The following is a 16,094-nucleotide window of genomic DNA, read 5'->3' as shown; positions in this document are numbered from 1 at the left end:
GATAAAGCATTAGGATTGTGCCAGTTGCGCCAGCGAACCCGGATGCCGCCAGCGCAGGTTGCCCGGCAGATACAGGCTGTTTTGCGCCAACGGACGTTCGTCAATCAGCTGGGTGACCCGCTCAAAGCTGTGCTGTGCCAAACCAAGGCAGTCTTGCGCCACGGTATCAATTTTTAGCGTCATACAGTCAAACAGATAGTGATCGTCAAAGCTGCATAAATGGATGTCGCTCTCTAACAATTGGTGCTGTGTAAGGTAGCGCAGTACCCCTTCAAGCAGGCCGCAGGCGGCAGTAAATAGGGCCTTGGGCGGGCGACCAAGGTGGGCGCACAGGCCAGCAATCATTTCATAACCAGAGCTTGGGTGATAAGTGCCGTTGATAATCCAGTCCGGCTTGCCGCTTACTCCTGCGAGCGCCAGACCCTGCTCGAAACCGGCCAGACGATCGCGGGTTGGCGACAGGCGTGGCTGGCCGCCAAGAAAATAAAATTCGTCGGGATGCTGGCGGGCAACGTTTTCCACCAGTTGGGTGGTAGCGGCGACGGAGTCGGTGATCACCAGCGGCAGATTAGAGCCGTTGATCAACCGGTCCATTTGCACCACCGGCAGGCTGGCGTTGATCTTCTGGTATTCTGCATCGTTGAGCTGGCTAGAGGCGACAATCAGCCCGTCAACTTGTCGCTGTACCAGGCTGTTGACCGCCATCATCTCCTGCGCGGGGTTTTCATCGGAGCAGGCGATCAGCAATTGCAAACCCGCTTCGCGGCATAAGGTTTCTAACTCGCGTGCAATCACCGCAAAGCCGTAGTTGGTCATTTCCGGCACCACCAGCCCTAAAGTATGGCTGCGGTTGGAACGCAGTGAGCGTGCGTGAATACTTGGCTGATAATGCAACTCACTCGCTAATGCTAAAATACGATCGCGTGTCTCGTCGGAGACGCGGTATTCCTTGCTGCGCCCATTGAGCACCAGACTGGCGGTCGATTTCGATACGCCAGCGCGGGTGGCGATATCAGTGATAGTTATGCGCTTATTTTTTTTCACTAATTACATCTATGATTTGGCGTAGGTTGCCTCATTCTAGCATGATGGATTTGAGCGGCCAGTATTGCAGCGCCAGTGGTGTTTCTCCACTTAAACAGAGTTGCGGCGAAAGGCGGGGGAAATAGCGAGAACTCATGACAGCCTCACCTTGATTAATGAAAATTTCCACGCTGGAACGGTCGAACAGCAACTGTAGCTGTTGCAATTCACCGCGCCAGTAGCGATGTTCCATTGTACCGCTGCGCAGATTGCTGCGGCTCAAGCGAAGCCGCGCGCCATCCCAAGCCAACTGCATCGCGTCGCCAAAGTGGGCGCTGAACGGGCCACTAGGATGTAACCGTAGTTCGGCACTGTCGATGGATAACTGCGGCGCATCGGTGGGTAAGCCTTGCCACTGGGTTAATTCACCGCGCAGTTGTTGCAGTTCATCCACCGGTTGTTGATACAGTTTACCGTCGCGTAGCGACAGTTCGCGCAAACAGGTCATGGTGTGTAGCCAACCGTAATTGATGGTCGGATGATATTGCTCATCCTGTTCGGGCACCCCCATCCAGCCGACCAGCAGCCGACGGCCATCTTCCGCCAGGGTGGTTTGCGGCGCATAAAACTCAAAACCTGCGTCTAATTCATGGAAGTCGCCGTGGGTAAAGTGTGCCGTTGCGTAATCGACTTTCCCCAGCAGGTAACCGGCCTGATACAAATTCTGATAACGCTCTGCCTGGGCGGGTAAGCCTTGTGGGCAGCAAATCAGAATATCGTTATCGGCCAGGCTGAACAGATCGGGGCATTCCCACATATAGCCAAAATCACCGATACCATTCAGGTGCGAACCGGCAATTTCCCCCTGTTGTTGCCAGTGGTGCAGATCTGTTGAGCGGAGTAGCAGCACTTTACCGCGATCGTGCAGATCGCGCGCACCGAGCACCATGTACCAATGCTGTTGATGACGCCACACTTTCGGATCGCGGACGTGGCCGCTGTAGCCTGCGGGTAATGGTAGCACCGGGCCAAGCTTATCGTACTCACCTGCGGGGGTTTCTTGCGCCAAACATTGATACGCGGTGCGCGAACCGTCAGGAAATTTTACGTTACCGGTATACACCAATGTTATTTTTCCATCTTTCACCACCGCACTGCCCGAATAGCAACCGTGGCTGTCATACTCCGCGCCGGGCAACAGGGCCACCGGTTGGTGTTGCCAATGGATCAGGTCTTCGGACAGCCAGTGCCCCCAACATTTGCGGCTGTGGTCGCAGGCCAGCGGATTCCATTGATAAAACAAATGGTAAGTGCCGTTATGCTGAATAAACCCGTTAGGATCGTTGAGTAATCCGACGCTGGGTGCCAGATGCCACTGTGGACGATGTGGATCGCTGGCGGCGCGCGTTTGGTTGCTCATCAGCGCCAGCGCCGTTTGCTTCATCAGGCTGAGTTCGCTCATGATTCGTTGTCCGTTTTGTATTTCAGCAGCAGCGAGATAAGGAATGCGCTGCCAAAGGCAATCACTAAACCTATCATGTAGCTTAGCAGCGAGCTGGCTTGCACGATGGCCATGCCGGGAATTGCCGTCAGGCCGACGGCGTTCATCCCGACGTGGTTGGCGACGACCCAAGCGCCACCCAGTGCGCCGCCCGCCAACGCGGCCAGGAAAGGTTTCACGAAACGCAGGTTGATCCCGAACAGCGCCGCTTCGGTGATGCCCAGCATGGCGGAGAAGCCGGAGGGCACGGCAATCGCTTTGATTTTGGCGTCGTTGGTTTTGAAGTAAACCGCCAGGCAGGCACCGCCCTGTGCGATGTTCGCCATCGACCATATAGGCAGCAGGAAGTTGACCGCGATATTTGGGTTGCCAAGCAGCCCGGCTTCAATAGCGTGGAAGCTATGATGAATACCGGTAATCACGATCACTGAATATAGGCCGCCAAACAGCAGCCCCGCCAACCAACCTGCGTGGGCGATTAGCGTACTGAGCACCAATGAAATACCGTCACCGAGCACCCGCCCCGCAGGGCCGATAAACAGCATGGCGACAAAGCCGGAGATGATCACTGTCAGGAACGGGGTGAGGATCAAATCCAATGAGTTTGGGATCGCTTTGCGTAACTGCTTTTCCAGCATACTCATAAACCACACGGTCAGCAGCACCGGAAACACTGTTCCCTGATAGCCAATCATGGCGATTTCGATACCGAAGAAATCCATGGTATGAAAACCACTGGCGACGCCCCAAGCATTGGTCAGTGCCGGATGGGTGAGAATGCCGCCGAGAGTGGCACCGAGATAGGGATTACCGCCAAATTCGCGGGCGGCGGTGAAGCCAATCAGGATCGGTAAGATGATAAATGCTGCAGAGCTGAACATATCCAGCATGACGAACAGCGCGCTATTAGCATCGGCCCAGCCATAGGTTTTCACCATGCCGAGCAGCCCCATCAACAGGCCAGAAGCGACAATTGCCGGAATAATTGGCACAAAAATATTCGACAACAACCGGGCGATACGTTGCAGAGGGTTGAGTTTTTTTGCCGCAATATCGGCAGCTTCTGACTTACTGGACTCATTAACTTCTGCTGCTTTAATAAATTCAGCATGAACTTTATTCACCAGCCCGGTACCGAATATCACCTGAATTTGCCCGGCGTTACTAAAACAGCCTTTGACCCCTTCTAATTTACCGATCGCAGCCTTATCAACTTTGCTGTCATCAAGTAATACCAGACGCAGGCGGGTGGCGCAGTGAGCGGCACTGGCGATATTTTCTTTACCGCCGAGCAGCGGTAACAACGCCTGAGCGATGGCGGTGATATCCATGAGGTTTCCCCTTTAAGGTGACAATACTGCCGCCGTTAACGGCGGCGAAAAGTAGTTAGCCGATCAGAAAAAGTATTTAAATCTGGCCCGCATACCGTAGCGTTGATCGTTATCGCTGTTAGCGATCTTGTTGTCGGCATTAGTCTCTAACCATGAGGCATAGGCTCCGAGGTACAGGTTAAAGTTCTTCATATCCAGTATGTTGGGTATTTGGTACGAAGCATGCACAGTATGAATGTCGTAACGGCCGGGTTCGCTAAGTGGATTGTCGAGATTAGCCGTTATGCTAGCGGTGGAAAATTCTTTGATGTTGTTATGTGCATAAATGTAGCCCAGTTCAAAGCGACGCCACAGTAGGTTAGTGCCAGCAGAGAAATCCTGCTCGCCTGCTGCATCTAAATAGGCGCTGCTCACGTTGGCGACGATGCCGTTATCCGCATCGGCCGCCAAACCGTTCCACGTTAGCGTCATGCCGTAACCGTTACGTTTTGACTGATCAACCCATTGGCCTCGGGCATTTTGATAGCCATACGCGTTGTTGACCACGTTGCTCTCCATCGCCAATGCGGCGCTGAATTGATCCTTTTTCCATGCGATAACAGGGCGCAGATAAGCCACATTCTTTTTATTGTCTAGCGTGTTGCCGTGATAGGTGCTGTCTTGGAACAGTGAGGTGCCGTCTTCAATCAGCGTGTTGAGTTCAAAGTACCAGTTTCCCGCGTATTGGCTTAGCATCAGATTGCCGCCGCTGCTGCTTCGGCCTCGGCCTTCTTTCATCATGTAGATATAACCGAATCCGTCCGCATATAAATCGTTGGCAGTGTTACCAGAGTATTCGATAAAGGTGTCTTGGTTGAGTGGGAACATGTCATAGGCTTCAAAGCGGCCGATTTTGGCCTGCCAGTTTTTCTCATTGCCGAAGAAGAAAGCGGCGTCATCAAGATTCATTTTGCCGCGCATGTCGGCCAGCGGTTGAACACTAAAGCCAGAGAAGTTGCCGTCTGAGTGGCGACGATAGCCGTCGATGCCAATCAGAATCCGGCCATTGATATCCCAGCGCTCTTTATTTCCCGGTTTCCAGTGTTTGTTATCGGTGGTTTTCAACGAGGTCAGTTGGCCGCTGCGGCTGGCGCCGTCCAGATTAAACTCCACGTCACCGTACAGTTTCAATTCACCGAAGTTATTCAGTTTTAAGTTGCTGGCCGCTGGCGCTTGGCTTTCCAATGTGGCGGTGCGCTGCGCTACCTGTTCAGTTTGCTGTTCGGTGGTCAGCGTGCGCTTTTCCAGCCGCTGCGCACGTTGTTCTGCCGCCGTTGCGCGTTTTTCGGCAGTTTGTGCTCGCTGTTCTGCCTGTTGAAGCCGTTGCTCCAGTGCATTCAGGCGGGTTTCGATGCTGTCGGCATTGCTGGTGGCCAGTGCCGAGGTTGAGATGAATAATCCTGTAGTTACAGCCAGATAGCTTAATTTTTGCATAATATTCTATCATCCGAGAGGTTATTTATTATTTTTTGCTAAATTGCTAAACCGGTTTTTCAGGCTGAACAATAATTGAGAAACGGTAGGAATGGCAAACAAGTTAGCTAACCCGATTCAGCTATTGTGATCGAACGCGCAATTTACATCGGGAAAGGCGGTGGGCGGGGTGCCCACCGGAGCACATCAGGCGTGCTGTTGCAGAAACTGAGCCAATTGATTGGCATGTGGTAGGGCGGTCATGGCACCTTTGGCGGTGGTTGCTAACGCACCGCAGGCTTGGGCCTGGGCGATGACCGAAGGCCATTCGTCTGTCGGTGGCAGCCCGCCTAAAGCGGCCAGTGCGGCCAGCAGCCCGCCGACGAACGCATCACCCGCCCCGGTGGTATCTACTGGCTTAACGGGCGTTGCCTGGAAACGACGCAGTTGCAGGCCATCATGCACATACACGCCGTCGCTGCCCAAGGTAACTAATAACACCTTGAGCGGGAAACGCGCCATCATCCAAATAATGGCACTGTCCAATTCGTCTATGTTACTGATAAACGTCAACTCGTCATGTGAGATTTTAACCACATCAGCCAGCATTAGCGCTTTCATCAGGCACGGCCGTAATGCATCGGGTTGCTTCCAGATATCCAGGCGAATATTCGGATCAAAACTCACCCAACCACCGGCAGCCTTGATGCGTTCCATCGCATGAAACGTGGTGGTGCGGCTAGGCTCTTGTGATAAGGCAATAGAGCAGGTATGCAACCATTCATTTGCTTTAAATGTCGGTAAATCAGACTGTTGTAAAAATAAATCGGCACTGGGCGTAACCATAAAGGTAAACGAACGCTCACCATTCGCGGCCAGATCGACCAGCACTGTTGAGGTGTGATGTTCAGCATCTGCTGTCATATGAGTAATATCAACGCCCTCATTCTGAAGCACTTGCTGTAGAAAAATGCCAAAACTGTCGGCACCAACCCGGCCGATAAATCCACTCTCACCGCCCAAACGTGCGATACCGACGGCCACATTGGCGGGTGCGCCGCCCGGGCATTTTAAGTAACGTACTGCGTTTTCAGGTACTAGGTCGACAACGGCGTCCCCCAATACCCATACACGATTTCCCATGTTTACTCCCTGCTTTTAGCTATTATTCGATGGTAAGCTAAAATAGCTGAACCGGTTTAGCTATGCAATGGAATAATCAGCATCAAACGCGTTGTGCTAAGAGTCAGCTAACAGCGATCTACCTAAGATTATTCTGTTCCATTTTTCGTTTTTTTTGGATGGATTCTTATTTTTTAGTGGATTAACTTATAAGTGGTTTTTTCTAGATTACTGTTTCGGGTAATATGTTTTTTTGTTCTTAATTAAAAGGCATCCGATAAAAAATCGGTTGAATCTTAATATATAAGAACATCTTTGATGTCATTATTAATTAGGGAAGATGATGATGAAAACGGCAATGTTGGCCGGCACACTGCTGGCCGCTTCATGCTGCATGGCCACTGCTCAGGCAGAAAGCCATACTGTAATACTCGATTATGCACATACACAGCTTAATAATTTTAACGATCTAGATGGTGTGAATATTAAGTATCGCTATGAATGGGGATCGTCCATTAGCGTGGTGAATTCCTTTACCGCATTGCATGGTGATAATAATAACGCCAGAGGCGATAAAACAGAAATTCAATATTATTCTTACACCGTCGGGCCGGCATACTATGTGAGTCGCTATCTGGTGCTGTATGGACTGGTGGGATTGAGCCATAGCAACGTCAAAAACTCGGCGGCTTGGGTTGCCGATCACTCCTCCGGCGCGGCGGGCGGTTCCCGTGGTGAAAGCTCAGGATCCCATTTTGCCTACGGTGCCGGCATGTTATTTACCCCAACCGAAAACCTGATGGTAGATGTGGGTTATGAAGGTTCAAAAATTGATATCGGCGGCAAAGAGCGTGATGTTAATGCTTTCACCGTCGGCGTAGGTTACCGCTTCTAAAAAAATAATGCCCCTCTTCATTGTGTCTCGAAGAGGGGCATTGTTATCGTTTCAACGCTATTAATTTGTGACAGCTACGCTTTTGCGTGAGGGTAATTTTAATAACCAGAAAAGCAGGCTAGCGGCCAATAAAGAGTTGATGGTTGGCACACCCCATTCGGTCACCAGACCGACGACACCGCCCGCAATACTGGCGATAATTGCCGCCCAGCCAATGGTTGGCGTCTGATTGGGAAGCTCACCACGCGCACGGCTTTCATCCAAAATCTTACGGTGGCTGCGCAGAATATAATAATCGACCAGCATAATACCGATAATGGGTGGGAAGACAACGCCCAACACCGTTAAGAAATCCACAAAACGATCCAGAATCCCTAATACTGACAGCGTGGTACCCAAAATCCCAATGACGATAGTGGTGGAGGTGTACTTCAGCCGTTTACCGGTAATGCCTTCAACCGCATTCACAATACCTAACGAGGAAGAATAAAGATTAAGATCGTTTACCCGCAGCGTTGAAAATACCACGACCAGCAGACCCGCCCCGCCAGCGACCTGTGACATGATAGTGACGACGTCAGCGGTACCGATCGCTTTCGCGATGAGGATTGCCAAGCCGTTAACGATAAATTCACCGGCAATGATCGTGGAGAGCGTGACGCCCAACACATGTTTGCCGTTTTTAGAGTAACGCGTCAGGTCAGGCGTCATCAGGCTGGCGACGATAGCGCCGCCCACCACAATGGTGATGCCTGCGCTGATGGTCAATGGTTCACCCGGCGGTGCCAGGCGTAAGATCTCTGCCAGATTGTGACCCGTTAGCGTGGTGACAGAGATAAATGCCACCAGCACAATAAACATCGGTACGGCGATGCGCGCGGCGATGCGTAATGCTTTAAAACCGAAAGCCACCAGAATGGTCAGTAACGAGCCTGAAAGCGCGGCAGACCAGGCGAAACCAAGACGGTCTTGCAGGGCGAAATTGAGCGATTTGGCGAAAATGGCATTCTGGATGCCAAACCAGCCTAACAGACTGACGGCAACCACCACACCGATCAGTACCGAACCTAATCGGCCAAAACCGCACCAACGCGCAAGTAAGCTACCAGAAACCCCTTCGCGCATCCCCGCGTAGCCCAGTGCAAAGGTCACGACGCCAAAGATAACACTGCCGACAAAGATGGCGGTGAAGGCTTCAAGCAAGGTCATGGAGTTGCCTAATACGGCACCGAGCATGAATTGGTCCAAAGCGGTGAGCATGCCCATATGAACCATTGCTACGCTCAGGAAAGATACTCGTTTATCCTGAGGAACCCGGCTTAACGGGTAGTCTTCAATTTTTATCACGTTGAAAAATCCTTGATTGGCTTAAATAAACTGTATGCCTTTTTCGATTAAACGGTCGGGAATATAATTATCCAGGTTGGCGTGTTTACAATATTCTTCAAATTGCTGTAGTGAATGAACATTAGCTTTTTGGTAGACATTGTAAATTCTATTTTCTATGGTTTTCTGACTGACGTCATAAACCCTGGCGATCTCTTTCGTCGAGAATCTTTGCAGCATCAAAAATATAATATCAAGCTCAGCTTTGGTGAACGTATCGGTTTCCACTGCGGTGGTTAGGATACTGGGTTTTTGCTGGTTAATATATTTCAATGGGCTAAGCGTATCGAGCGGTTTGGCATTCCACAGCACGCCGATAATTTGCTTATCGCTATTGTAAATAGGCAGCTTTTCACTAATAAACGGTGTGAGGGTATCTTTGCCAAACCAATAATGCGTTTCTATTACCGCGACACGATCGCGCGACTCTTCGGTACGGCGATCGTGTTCTATCAACTCTGAAGCACACTCGGCCCATGTGGCAGGGAACTCGTCATCGAACTTCCCTTCCAGATTAAAATCAAGCGGTGTGTTGGTATAGAGGTAGGCAGCCTTATTCATGTAAATATGGCGAGACTGCTGATCTTTAATTCCCCATGGCTCACTTAAATGCTCGATCATGGCGATCAAACCGTTTAAATATGATTCATTACTGACACCGGAGGAATCCATGCCTACCTCTTTAATACCCTGTTTAGACTAGATATTTTTCGCTAAATAGTATCGAGTATGCTTATGAGCGTAACCGCCGAGGTCGCCATAAGCTTCATAGCCGAGTTTTTCATAAAAACCTTTGGCTTGGAAACTGAAAGTATCGACATAGGCCATATGACAACCGCGATTTACCGCTTCTTCTTCGGCTTTTTTCATCAGCTTAAAACCGTAGCCTTGAGCGCGATACTGTTCACTGACCCAAAGATACTGAACTTCCAAACCGCCCCACCACGTTCTGGCAACCAAACCGCCAACGATTTGGTTGGCATCATCGGTGATGGTCAGGAATAACGGTCGAATATCGACGGCGTCATATTTGTCATTATGTGCCCAGAGGTTATCGATGACATGTTCTTCGTCTTTCGGGTTTGGGGTGTCGGTGACATGGATATCCATTTTTGATTACCTTTTATTGCTAATAATTTCAATCTGAAATCAAATGGCGCACGCCCAACAGCACTTATTATCATTTTTATTCATGTGGTGCAAGGGTGATTTTCACCCGTTCATCTTTCTCAATGAAAGCGTTATGGTGTTTATCACAAGGCGCATATAAGCAAATTAATTCGATAGTTAACAAAACTGCCTTGATTATAAATAGCCTCACCACTCCTACACCAGGGAAATCTTTTATACCGCTTTTGCCGGTATCACAGCACCAACATTATATCCCCCATGCTCAGTAGTATGGGGGACATAATGCTATCTCTATGATAAAGATAACGTTTGGATGATGCACGTATTGCCTTGTTACACTATGCGATAAGTGGCGCAAGACTTTCAGGCATGCAAGGTCGGCCATTAACCAGACAGGTAGCAACGAATACTGCCTCAGCATACACCACGTTATTTACCAGAATTTGCTGTTCGAAATTTGCGCGATTACGCTTTTCATTCTTGGCGGGTTTGCACGTTACAACAACATTATCACCGGCTTTTAAACTTCTTTTGAATTTAAGCGTGTACTCCAACAGTATATGAATCCGCCCTTGCTTAAACTCTTCTTCAATATCTAACCCCAGAACCTCAGCCATAAAAGCATGGCGAGCCCATTCAAAATAAAAAGGGTAATAGAGGCCATCCACGACGCCCTGAAAATCGACATGTTTTTCGTCAACATCATATTGTTTGCTAAACATAGCGTATTCCTTGATTTAATCATGCTTATCGGTTTAGTCACGGGTTACGTAGCGTCAGGCCAATGACTGATTGTTGCAAGCAGTATATGCGATGATAACTGGCAGATAAAACCTGAAGAGACGGGATTATACGCCGTTTTGAGTTTCAAGTTTTGAGGGGGATCAATGCGGTTTCCGCTTGCTTAATCTATACGTTTACCGCACCCGCACCATCGGGTCTATACCTTGGGGCTTATGCTGAGTGGGGTGATGGCAGTGGGAAAGCGACACCAACAACAGAAATAGCGCGTACATCATCGTTATTCGCGTAAGGCGGTACATTAATATTCAGAGAGAAAATACAAACTGACCTTGTTTGATTTTATTAACCCGGGTATTCCATAGTTTCTTTCATGCTATACATTTATAGATACAACGATATTATATTATTGGTTTTTTCGGCGATTAAAAATGTGTTATTAAGAATATTAAACTGATGGCTCATTAGGTATTAATAATAACATCATAAATCGGTTATTATTTACATGGCCCTTTTAAAGGACAATGCTTGTTGTTTTGTAGGTAATATCCTGAAATGGAGAAAAGTAACGATTTTTATTTATATGACCTTGTGTTTTATTATCTAATAAATTAATGTTCGCAAACCTTTGTGCTGTGTATTTCACGCAGGATAAAAATCTAAAAGGAATTATAACCATGAATAAAAATAAAATTGCTTTGTTGATGCTTGGCGCTATTATTTTTTCAGCCAATACTTTTGCTGGAACCATCAGCAGCAAAGAGCAGGCGATGCGTAATACAGTGACCAAGTGCATCAGTGACATTCAGCAGAGCCAGGCTAAGAATAGCCAAGGTGAAAAAACAATACTCGATGTAATTTATGGCTATTACGGTGGAGCCTATAAGTTTTGCGGCTCAGCAGCAGAAAAAACGCGGACTGCGATCGCGGCTGGTCACGACCAGCAAGAAAAGTGGGAAGCGGAGTTTCAAGACTTATATTCAGAGTATCAATCTATCCCTCAAGAAGATAAGAACAAACCAAATGCTTTGAATATAATGAAAAAAATCCGCGCCTTGATGGTGCCAAATAAACTTGATGCGCGTCATGCTCAGTCGAAATTGGTCGTTTATCGTACCATGATGCAAGAGATTGATAAATTAGAGGCTCTGCTACCTTCCATTGAAGGGCAGTAATAATATCAATAGATTAGAGTATTAAATAATAATGTACCGGTCAGCTTTATAAAGCGACCGGTACTTTTTTATAAGCGTAGCGATTGCCTCTTTTATATGCATAAAATCTCACTTGTCATATTAATTCTAATTGTTTACTCCACAGGTGTTAATGCAGGTGAGCATTTCTATATCTCGCAAGGGGAGAGAGATATCGGTTATATAGAGCTAGAGGTAACAAAGGGTGGTTTCCCGTGCTTTGATCGTGAGAAACTTTTAGCATGGAATATTCTCTCGGAGGGGAATAAAGATCAGATAAAATCGACAGGTTGTATAACGAGTAAAGATCTTTATCCGTTAAATATCTCAGTGGGGTTAATTGATAAAATAAATATTATCATGTTCACGTTTTTAGAGTCCACCGAGATAAAAAGTGATCCTCGCCTTTCGATAGAGAATAGAGATTATGGTATTCCCGCGATTCTTATTAACTACGGTGTTAACTATAAAAAATATGAAGGTAGCCGCTATAGGCGAAGAAAGCAAAAGGATAATGTAGTAGCCGAACTGGAGTCTGGTATTAATTTTCGACAATGGCGTCTCAGGTCAAAACAGTATCATGATAATGAAGAGATGCGTCAGAAGCGAGTTAAGTTTAGCGAGATCTATGTTGAGCGAGATATTTCAGATATAAACTCACGTTTACATATTGGTGATGGCTATAATGATACATTTTACCTTGACGCTTTCCCTTATCGGGGTATCAGGCTGGCATCGGATGATAATATGTTTACCTCATCGCAGCGGGCAGTATTGCCTTGGGTTTATGGTGTGGCGATAACGGATGCCGAAGTTGAAATTATGCAAAATGGTAAGCCCGTTTACCGTACCTTGGTTTCACCCGGTGATTTCGTCCTGAGGAATATCAAACTGTTTGATAAGTCAGGCGTAATTACCATGACGGTTAAAGAAAGCGACGGAAGTATAAATTACTATGATGTACCGTGGAATCGATTAGATAATATTATTGAAAAAGATGCATGGAAGTATGATATTTCCTTTGGAAAATTTATCAGCGATGGGCGCGATGAAGAGTCTACTCCGATTTTCTTCCAGAGTGGAGTGGGATACGGTATTTCTGCAAAAAACTCAGTATTTGGTGGCGCATTGCTATCGCCTGGATACTATAGTCACTCATTCGGTATAGGGCAGCGATTAAACCAATACGGTGATGTTACGCTTAATCATCAGGTTAGCCATATCAGCGCCGCAGGGCGGGGAGCCGTTAAAGGGGAGAAACTGCGTCTGCAGTACGTTTCCGACCTCAGTAAAATCAATACTAGCATAAGACTGTATGGTGAGTATTTCCTGCGCCCTCATTTTAATAATTTTAACGATTACTCATATAACGCAGTAAGCGGTTATTTTTGTTGTGATTACTATAAAAAGGAATACACCGTTGATTTTTCGATTAATGCCTTGATTAGTCCTTCACAAAATTTATCTATAAATGTTAATCAAGAAAAGTATCAACAGAATCAGGGGAAGCGAACATTTTACTCGATGAGGCTTATGCAAAATGTTCCAGGGTTATCGCTGGATTTGGATATGTCATATTATCAATACCAAAGTCAAAAAAATGAGATGAGATTTGCGATTAACTTCAGAATACCGCTTAAAAAAATCGGGTTTAATAATACCAGCATGAATCTGGGGTACAACTATGACCCTTATAATTTATATCAAAGTCAGATCGGTATCAGCGGCAAGCGACTCAATAACAACCTGAACTATCAAGTCGTGACCCGATATGGCAAGCATAATAAGGCAAGTTATCAGGCTTACACTCGTTATCGCTATGCGGCTGGGGAATCGACTCTCCGATACCAATCTGGAACCGATTACGCATTGTATTCGGCGGGCAGCACAGGTTCACTGGTCATTCATCAAGGGGGCGTGACGTTCGGGCAAACCTTAGGGGAAACCAACGCATTAGTTTATGCCCCAAAGCACCCCAATACCGAGCTCCCCGACCAGGTAGATGTGATAACTAACGAGCGCGGTTATGCCGTTATTCCCGATCTCATTCCCTATCAGGTCAATGTGGTTAATGATGCCATCGGTAAAGAGCCAGCATTTGATGAAGAAGCACTGAATGAAGTGATCAATGTGCCAACCTTGGGTGCGCTATCATATTATGAGTTGGTAAACTAAGCATCGATAAAAAGAGATAAATGTCACCTGTGTAGTGATTTGATGTGATCTCCGATATCTTGAGCTTGCGTACCACAGCGTTATTTGCGGCTCATACTCATCTTGCTGCCAGCATACCGCGGCCGTTAACATCCTCCCCATACTCGTTATCTTGGGTATTTCGCCACCCCGTGTAGCATGCTGGTGTGCATCTCATCAGTGCGGCATGACGCAATGACGTTTCCGTTGAGACAACCTGTGCCTTGGTAGACGGTGTTGACCCAAAAGTGTTAAAAGGTATCTGAACGAATATCTGATAAACAATTTTAACGGGAACAGGTTCATATTGACTGGAGTACGAATCACTGAGGTAAATATTATGACGATAATAAGAATATGAATGGCAAGTGTGAGGTGGTGAGAATGTTTTTTGGGGTGTGGTCTGATAATTCTCAATTGAATATAAGCTTACCATCAAGGCACCTTGACAATATTGTATTCAAAAAAATAATGGGGTGTTTGGATGCGGTTTGATATAGTCGATTTGCGCCTTTTTCTGAATGTTTATAAGGCTGGCAGTATTACCGGGGGCGCGGTGTTATCGAATCTCACCTTGCAATCCGCCAGTGAGCGTATTCGTGGCATGGAGCACGAACTTGGCGTGCCATTACTCAGCCGGTCGAAAAAAGGCGTGAAGCTTTCCGACGCGGGATATTCACTGGTTAATCATGCAAATATGATATTACAGCAGGTTGACCACATGCGCAGTGAACTGCATCAATACGGCAATGGGTTGCGCGGCCATATTAATTTGTTGTGTAACTCATCGGCGCAAAGCGAATTCTTACCAGAGCTACTGGGACCGTATTTGCTGAGTAAACCTAATATTTCTATTTCCGTTAAAGAAATGCCCAGTTGTGACATTGTGTCAGCAGTTAAAAACCAAACTGCGTATTTGGGCGTAGTCGCTGATTCAACACAGTTAAACGGGCTGGCTTCGCTGCCTTTCCGTGATGATGAATTGGTGGTGTTTGCGCCAGCAGGAAGCGAATGGCATAGCCGGGAAAGTGTGGCTTTTGAAGAGGTTGTTAAAGCCGAGTTTATCGGTTTATACGAGGGTAGCGCACTTCAGGAGCATATTGAGGGGCACGCTAAAAGGTTAGGGCACCGTCTTAGCTATCGGGTAAGAATGACAACGTTTGATGCCGTTATGCAGATTGTTAGCAGTGGGGTAGGGATAGCTATTATTCCAAGACGCGCGGTTGAGCGGCATAATGTTAACCAGGCGGGAAAAATTATTCGTCTTTCAGACCCTTGGGCCGATCGTAAATTGATTATCTGTGCCCGGGATTTTGCCGATTTGCCTGGATACATGAAAGAGTTTGTTGATTTTATTGCACAGCATCGGGTGGGGGGATGACGATCACTCGATTGCCATATAGGCGCCCAATATAAGCAGGGCGACAAAGAAGCAACGGCGGAATGCAAGCTCACTGATGATGTTACGCAGGAATTGCCCTGCGTACATCCCTATTATTGCTGGAATTAATGCAATCGTAGACAAATAGTAATCGACGCTTTCGAGTTCATTATTGAGGGAAAGGTGTATCGCCAGTGCAATGGTGGATGCTGTGAATGCCAAACCGAGAGACTGGACAAGGTCATTTTTATTCAATTGAAGAGACTGCAAATAAGGGACCGCTGGGATAACAAAGACGCCTGTTGCAGCGGTAATCGACCCGGTAATGTAACCCACTAGCGGCGATAGCCCTTGCTCGAGCCTGCCGGGCGAAGGCAATTTTTTGGCGATCAGACCAGAAAGACCGTAAATGATAAGAACAACGCCCAGTGCGGTCTCAGTCCATGACGCAGTCGCGGTTAACCCCGGTAATACGCTAAATAGTGTACCGATGAATATACCCGTTATAAATCCCCATAATCGTTTAATGAGCGTGAGAAAGGCAGGCCCAATGAATAACTGCCAAATATTGGTCACCAATGACGGAATAATGAGCAAGCTGGCGGCGCTGGCGGGGGACATGGCCAGGGTTAATAAGCCCATTGAGATGGTGGGTAATCCGAGTCCAATAATGCCTTTTACGATTCCTGCCAAAAAAAATACAGAGATAATTGCAAGCACTTAAATCCCCTTTTTGAATGAAATC

The 16,094-nt window shown here is 47.4% G+C and carries 14 protein-coding genes; 4 read left to right on the top strand and 10 right to left on the bottom strand.

What is annotated here, in order from left to right:
- Window positions 1-9: 9 nt before the first annotated feature.
- From ACQKDS_RS11990 to ACQKDS_RS11970, 5 genes are all read right to left on the bottom strand, one after another.
- A complete protein-coding gene (locus ACQKDS_RS11990; RefSeq protein ID WP_399670546.1) occupies window positions 10-1,044 on the bottom strand; it encodes a LacI family DNA-binding transcriptional regulator in 1,035 nt (344 codons plus the stop codon).
- Window positions 1,045-1,075: 31 nt separating this feature from the next.
- Window positions 1,076-2,485, bottom strand: coding sequence for a sucrose-6-phosphate hydrolase (locus tag ACQKDS_RS11985; RefSeq protein WP_399670544.1), 1,410 nt, complete (start codon window positions 2,483-2,485; stop codon window positions 1,076-1,078).
- The gene (locus tag ACQKDS_RS11980; RefSeq protein ID WP_399670541.1) at window positions 2,482-3,855 is read right to left on the bottom strand and encodes a sucrose-specific PTS transporter subunit IIBC; all 1,374 of its coding nucleotides are present in this window, start codon (window positions 3,853-3,855) and stop codon (window positions 2,482-2,484) included. The genes ACQKDS_RS11985 and ACQKDS_RS11980 overlap by 4 nt, the downstream gene beginning before the upstream one ends.
- Before the next feature lie 63 nt (window positions 3,856-3,918).
- On the bottom strand, window positions 3,919-5,328 hold the full coding sequence (locus ACQKDS_RS11975; RefSeq protein ID WP_399670540.1) for a carbohydrate porin: 1,410 nt from the start codon (window positions 5,326-5,328) through the stop codon (window positions 3,919-3,921).
- 186 nt (window positions 5,329-5,514) lie between these two features.
- Window positions 5,515-6,450: an aminoimidazole riboside kinase gene (locus tag ACQKDS_RS11970; RefSeq protein ID WP_399670537.1), complete on the bottom strand. Its 936-nt coding sequence runs from the start codon at window positions 6,448-6,450 to the stop codon at window positions 5,515-5,517.
- 319 nt (window positions 6,451-6,769) lie between these two features.
- On the opposite strand from ACQKDS_RS11970, the gene ACQKDS_RS11965 reads away from it, so the two are divergent.
- Window positions 6,770-7,324 carry an Ail/Lom family outer membrane beta-barrel protein gene (locus tag ACQKDS_RS11965; RefSeq protein ID WP_399670534.1) on the top strand — a complete coding sequence of 185 codons (555 nt, stop codon included), beginning with the start codon at window positions 6,770-6,772 and terminating at the stop codon, window positions 7,322-7,324.
- A gap of 60 nt (window positions 7,325-7,384) precedes the next feature.
- On the opposite strand, the gene ACQKDS_RS11960 is transcribed toward ACQKDS_RS11965, so the two are convergent.
- From ACQKDS_RS11960 to ACQKDS_RS11945, 4 genes are all read right to left on the bottom strand, one after another.
- Window positions 7,385-8,671: a cytosine permease gene (locus tag ACQKDS_RS11960; protein ID WP_399670531.1), complete on the bottom strand. Its 1,287-nt coding sequence runs from the start codon at window positions 8,669-8,671 to the stop codon at window positions 7,385-7,387.
- 21 nt (window positions 8,672-8,692) lie between these two features.
- Window positions 8,693-9,382: a helix-turn-helix transcriptional regulator gene (locus ACQKDS_RS11955; protein ID WP_399670528.1), complete on the bottom strand. Its 690-nt coding sequence runs from the start codon at window positions 9,380-9,382 to the stop codon at window positions 8,693-8,695.
- Window positions 9,383-9,409: 27 nt separating this feature from the next.
- Window positions 9,410-9,820 (bottom strand): GNAT family N-acetyltransferase, encoded by a 411-nt coding sequence (locus ACQKDS_RS11950; RefSeq protein ID WP_399670525.1) that lies wholly within the window; start codon window positions 9,818-9,820, stop codon window positions 9,410-9,412.
- A 359-nt stretch (window positions 9,821-10,179) separates the two neighbouring features.
- Window positions 10,180-10,563 (bottom strand): acyl-CoA thioesterase, encoded by a 384-nt coding sequence (locus ACQKDS_RS11945; RefSeq protein ID WP_399670522.1) that lies wholly within the window; start codon window positions 10,561-10,563, stop codon window positions 10,180-10,182.
- Between the two features lie 696 nt (window positions 10,564-11,259).
- On the opposite strand from ACQKDS_RS11945, the gene ACQKDS_RS11940 reads away from it, so the two are divergent.
- From ACQKDS_RS11940 to ACQKDS_RS11930, 3 genes are all read left to right on the top strand, one after another.
- Window positions 11,260-11,757 (top strand): hypothetical protein, encoded by a 498-nt coding sequence (locus tag ACQKDS_RS11940; RefSeq protein WP_399670519.1) that lies wholly within the window; start codon window positions 11,260-11,262, stop codon window positions 11,755-11,757.
- 96 nt (window positions 11,758-11,853) lie between these two features.
- Window positions 11,854-13,950 carry a fimbria/pilus outer membrane usher protein gene (locus tag ACQKDS_RS11935; RefSeq protein WP_399670516.1) on the top strand — a complete coding sequence of 699 codons (2,097 nt, stop codon included), beginning with the start codon at window positions 11,854-11,856 and terminating at the stop codon, window positions 13,948-13,950.
- Window positions 13,951-14,452: 502 nt separating this feature from the next.
- Entirely contained in the window at window positions 14,453-15,349 is an 897-nt protein-coding gene (locus ACQKDS_RS11930; RefSeq protein WP_399670513.1) for a LysR substrate-binding domain-containing protein, read from the top strand.
- Between the two features lie 3 nt (window positions 15,350-15,352).
- On the opposite strand, the gene ACQKDS_RS11925 is transcribed toward ACQKDS_RS11930, so the two are convergent.
- Complete coding sequence (locus ACQKDS_RS11925) at window positions 15,353-16,069, bottom strand: sulfite exporter TauE/SafE family protein (RefSeq protein ID WP_399670510.1); 717 nt, start codon at window positions 16,067-16,069, stop codon at window positions 15,353-15,355.
- Window positions 16,070-16,094 lie beyond the last annotated feature (25 nt).

Origin of the sequence: Serratia sp. NPDC078593 (genome assembly GCF_050268245.1) — a bacterium.
GTDB lineage: Bacteria > Pseudomonadota > Gammaproteobacteria > Enterobacterales > Enterobacteriaceae > JBNNGK01.
This window is presented reverse-complemented; position numbering and strand designations above follow the sequence as displayed.

Bases quoted from the DNA above. Each gene is read 5' to 3' on its own strand.
- ACQKDS_RS11985 (WP_399670544.1), bottom strand. From the start codon at position 2,485: ATGAGCGAACTCAGCCTGATGAAGCAAACGGCGCTGGCGCTGATGAGC.
- ACQKDS_RS11975 (WP_399670540.1), bottom strand. From the start codon at position 5,328: ATGCAAAAATTAAGCTATCTGGCTGTAACTACAGGATTATTCATCTCA.
- ACQKDS_RS11970 (WP_399670537.1), bottom strand. From the start codon at position 6,450: ATGGGAAATCGTGTATGGGTATTGGGGGACGCCGTTGTCGACCTAGTA.
- ACQKDS_RS11950 (WP_399670525.1), bottom strand. From the start codon at position 9,820: ATGGATATCCATGTCACCGACACCCCAAACCCGAAAGACGAAGAACAT.
- ACQKDS_RS11955 (WP_399670528.1), bottom strand. From the start codon at position 9,382: ATGGATTCCTCCGGTGTCAGTAATGAATCATATTTAAACGGTTTGATC.
- ACQKDS_RS11945 (WP_399670522.1), bottom strand. From the start codon at position 10,563: ATGTTTAGCAAACAATATGATGTTGACGAAAAACATGTCGATTTTCAG.
- ACQKDS_RS11965 (WP_399670534.1), top strand. From the start codon at position 6,770: ATGATGATGAAAACGGCAATGTTGGCCGGCACACTGCTGGCCGCTTCA.
- ACQKDS_RS11980 (WP_399670541.1), bottom strand. From the start codon at position 3,855: ATGGATATCACCGCCATCGCTCAGGCGTTGTTACCGCTGCTCGGCGGT.
- ACQKDS_RS11930 (WP_399670513.1), top strand. From the start codon at position 14,453: ATGCGGTTTGATATAGTCGATTTGCGCCTTTTTCTGAATGTTTATAAG.
- ACQKDS_RS11935 (WP_399670516.1), top strand. From the start codon at position 11,854: ATGCATAAAATCTCACTTGTCATATTAATTCTAATTGTTTACTCCACA.
- ACQKDS_RS11940 (WP_399670519.1), top strand. From the start codon at position 11,260: ATGAATAAAAATAAAATTGCTTTGTTGATGCTTGGCGCTATTATTTTT.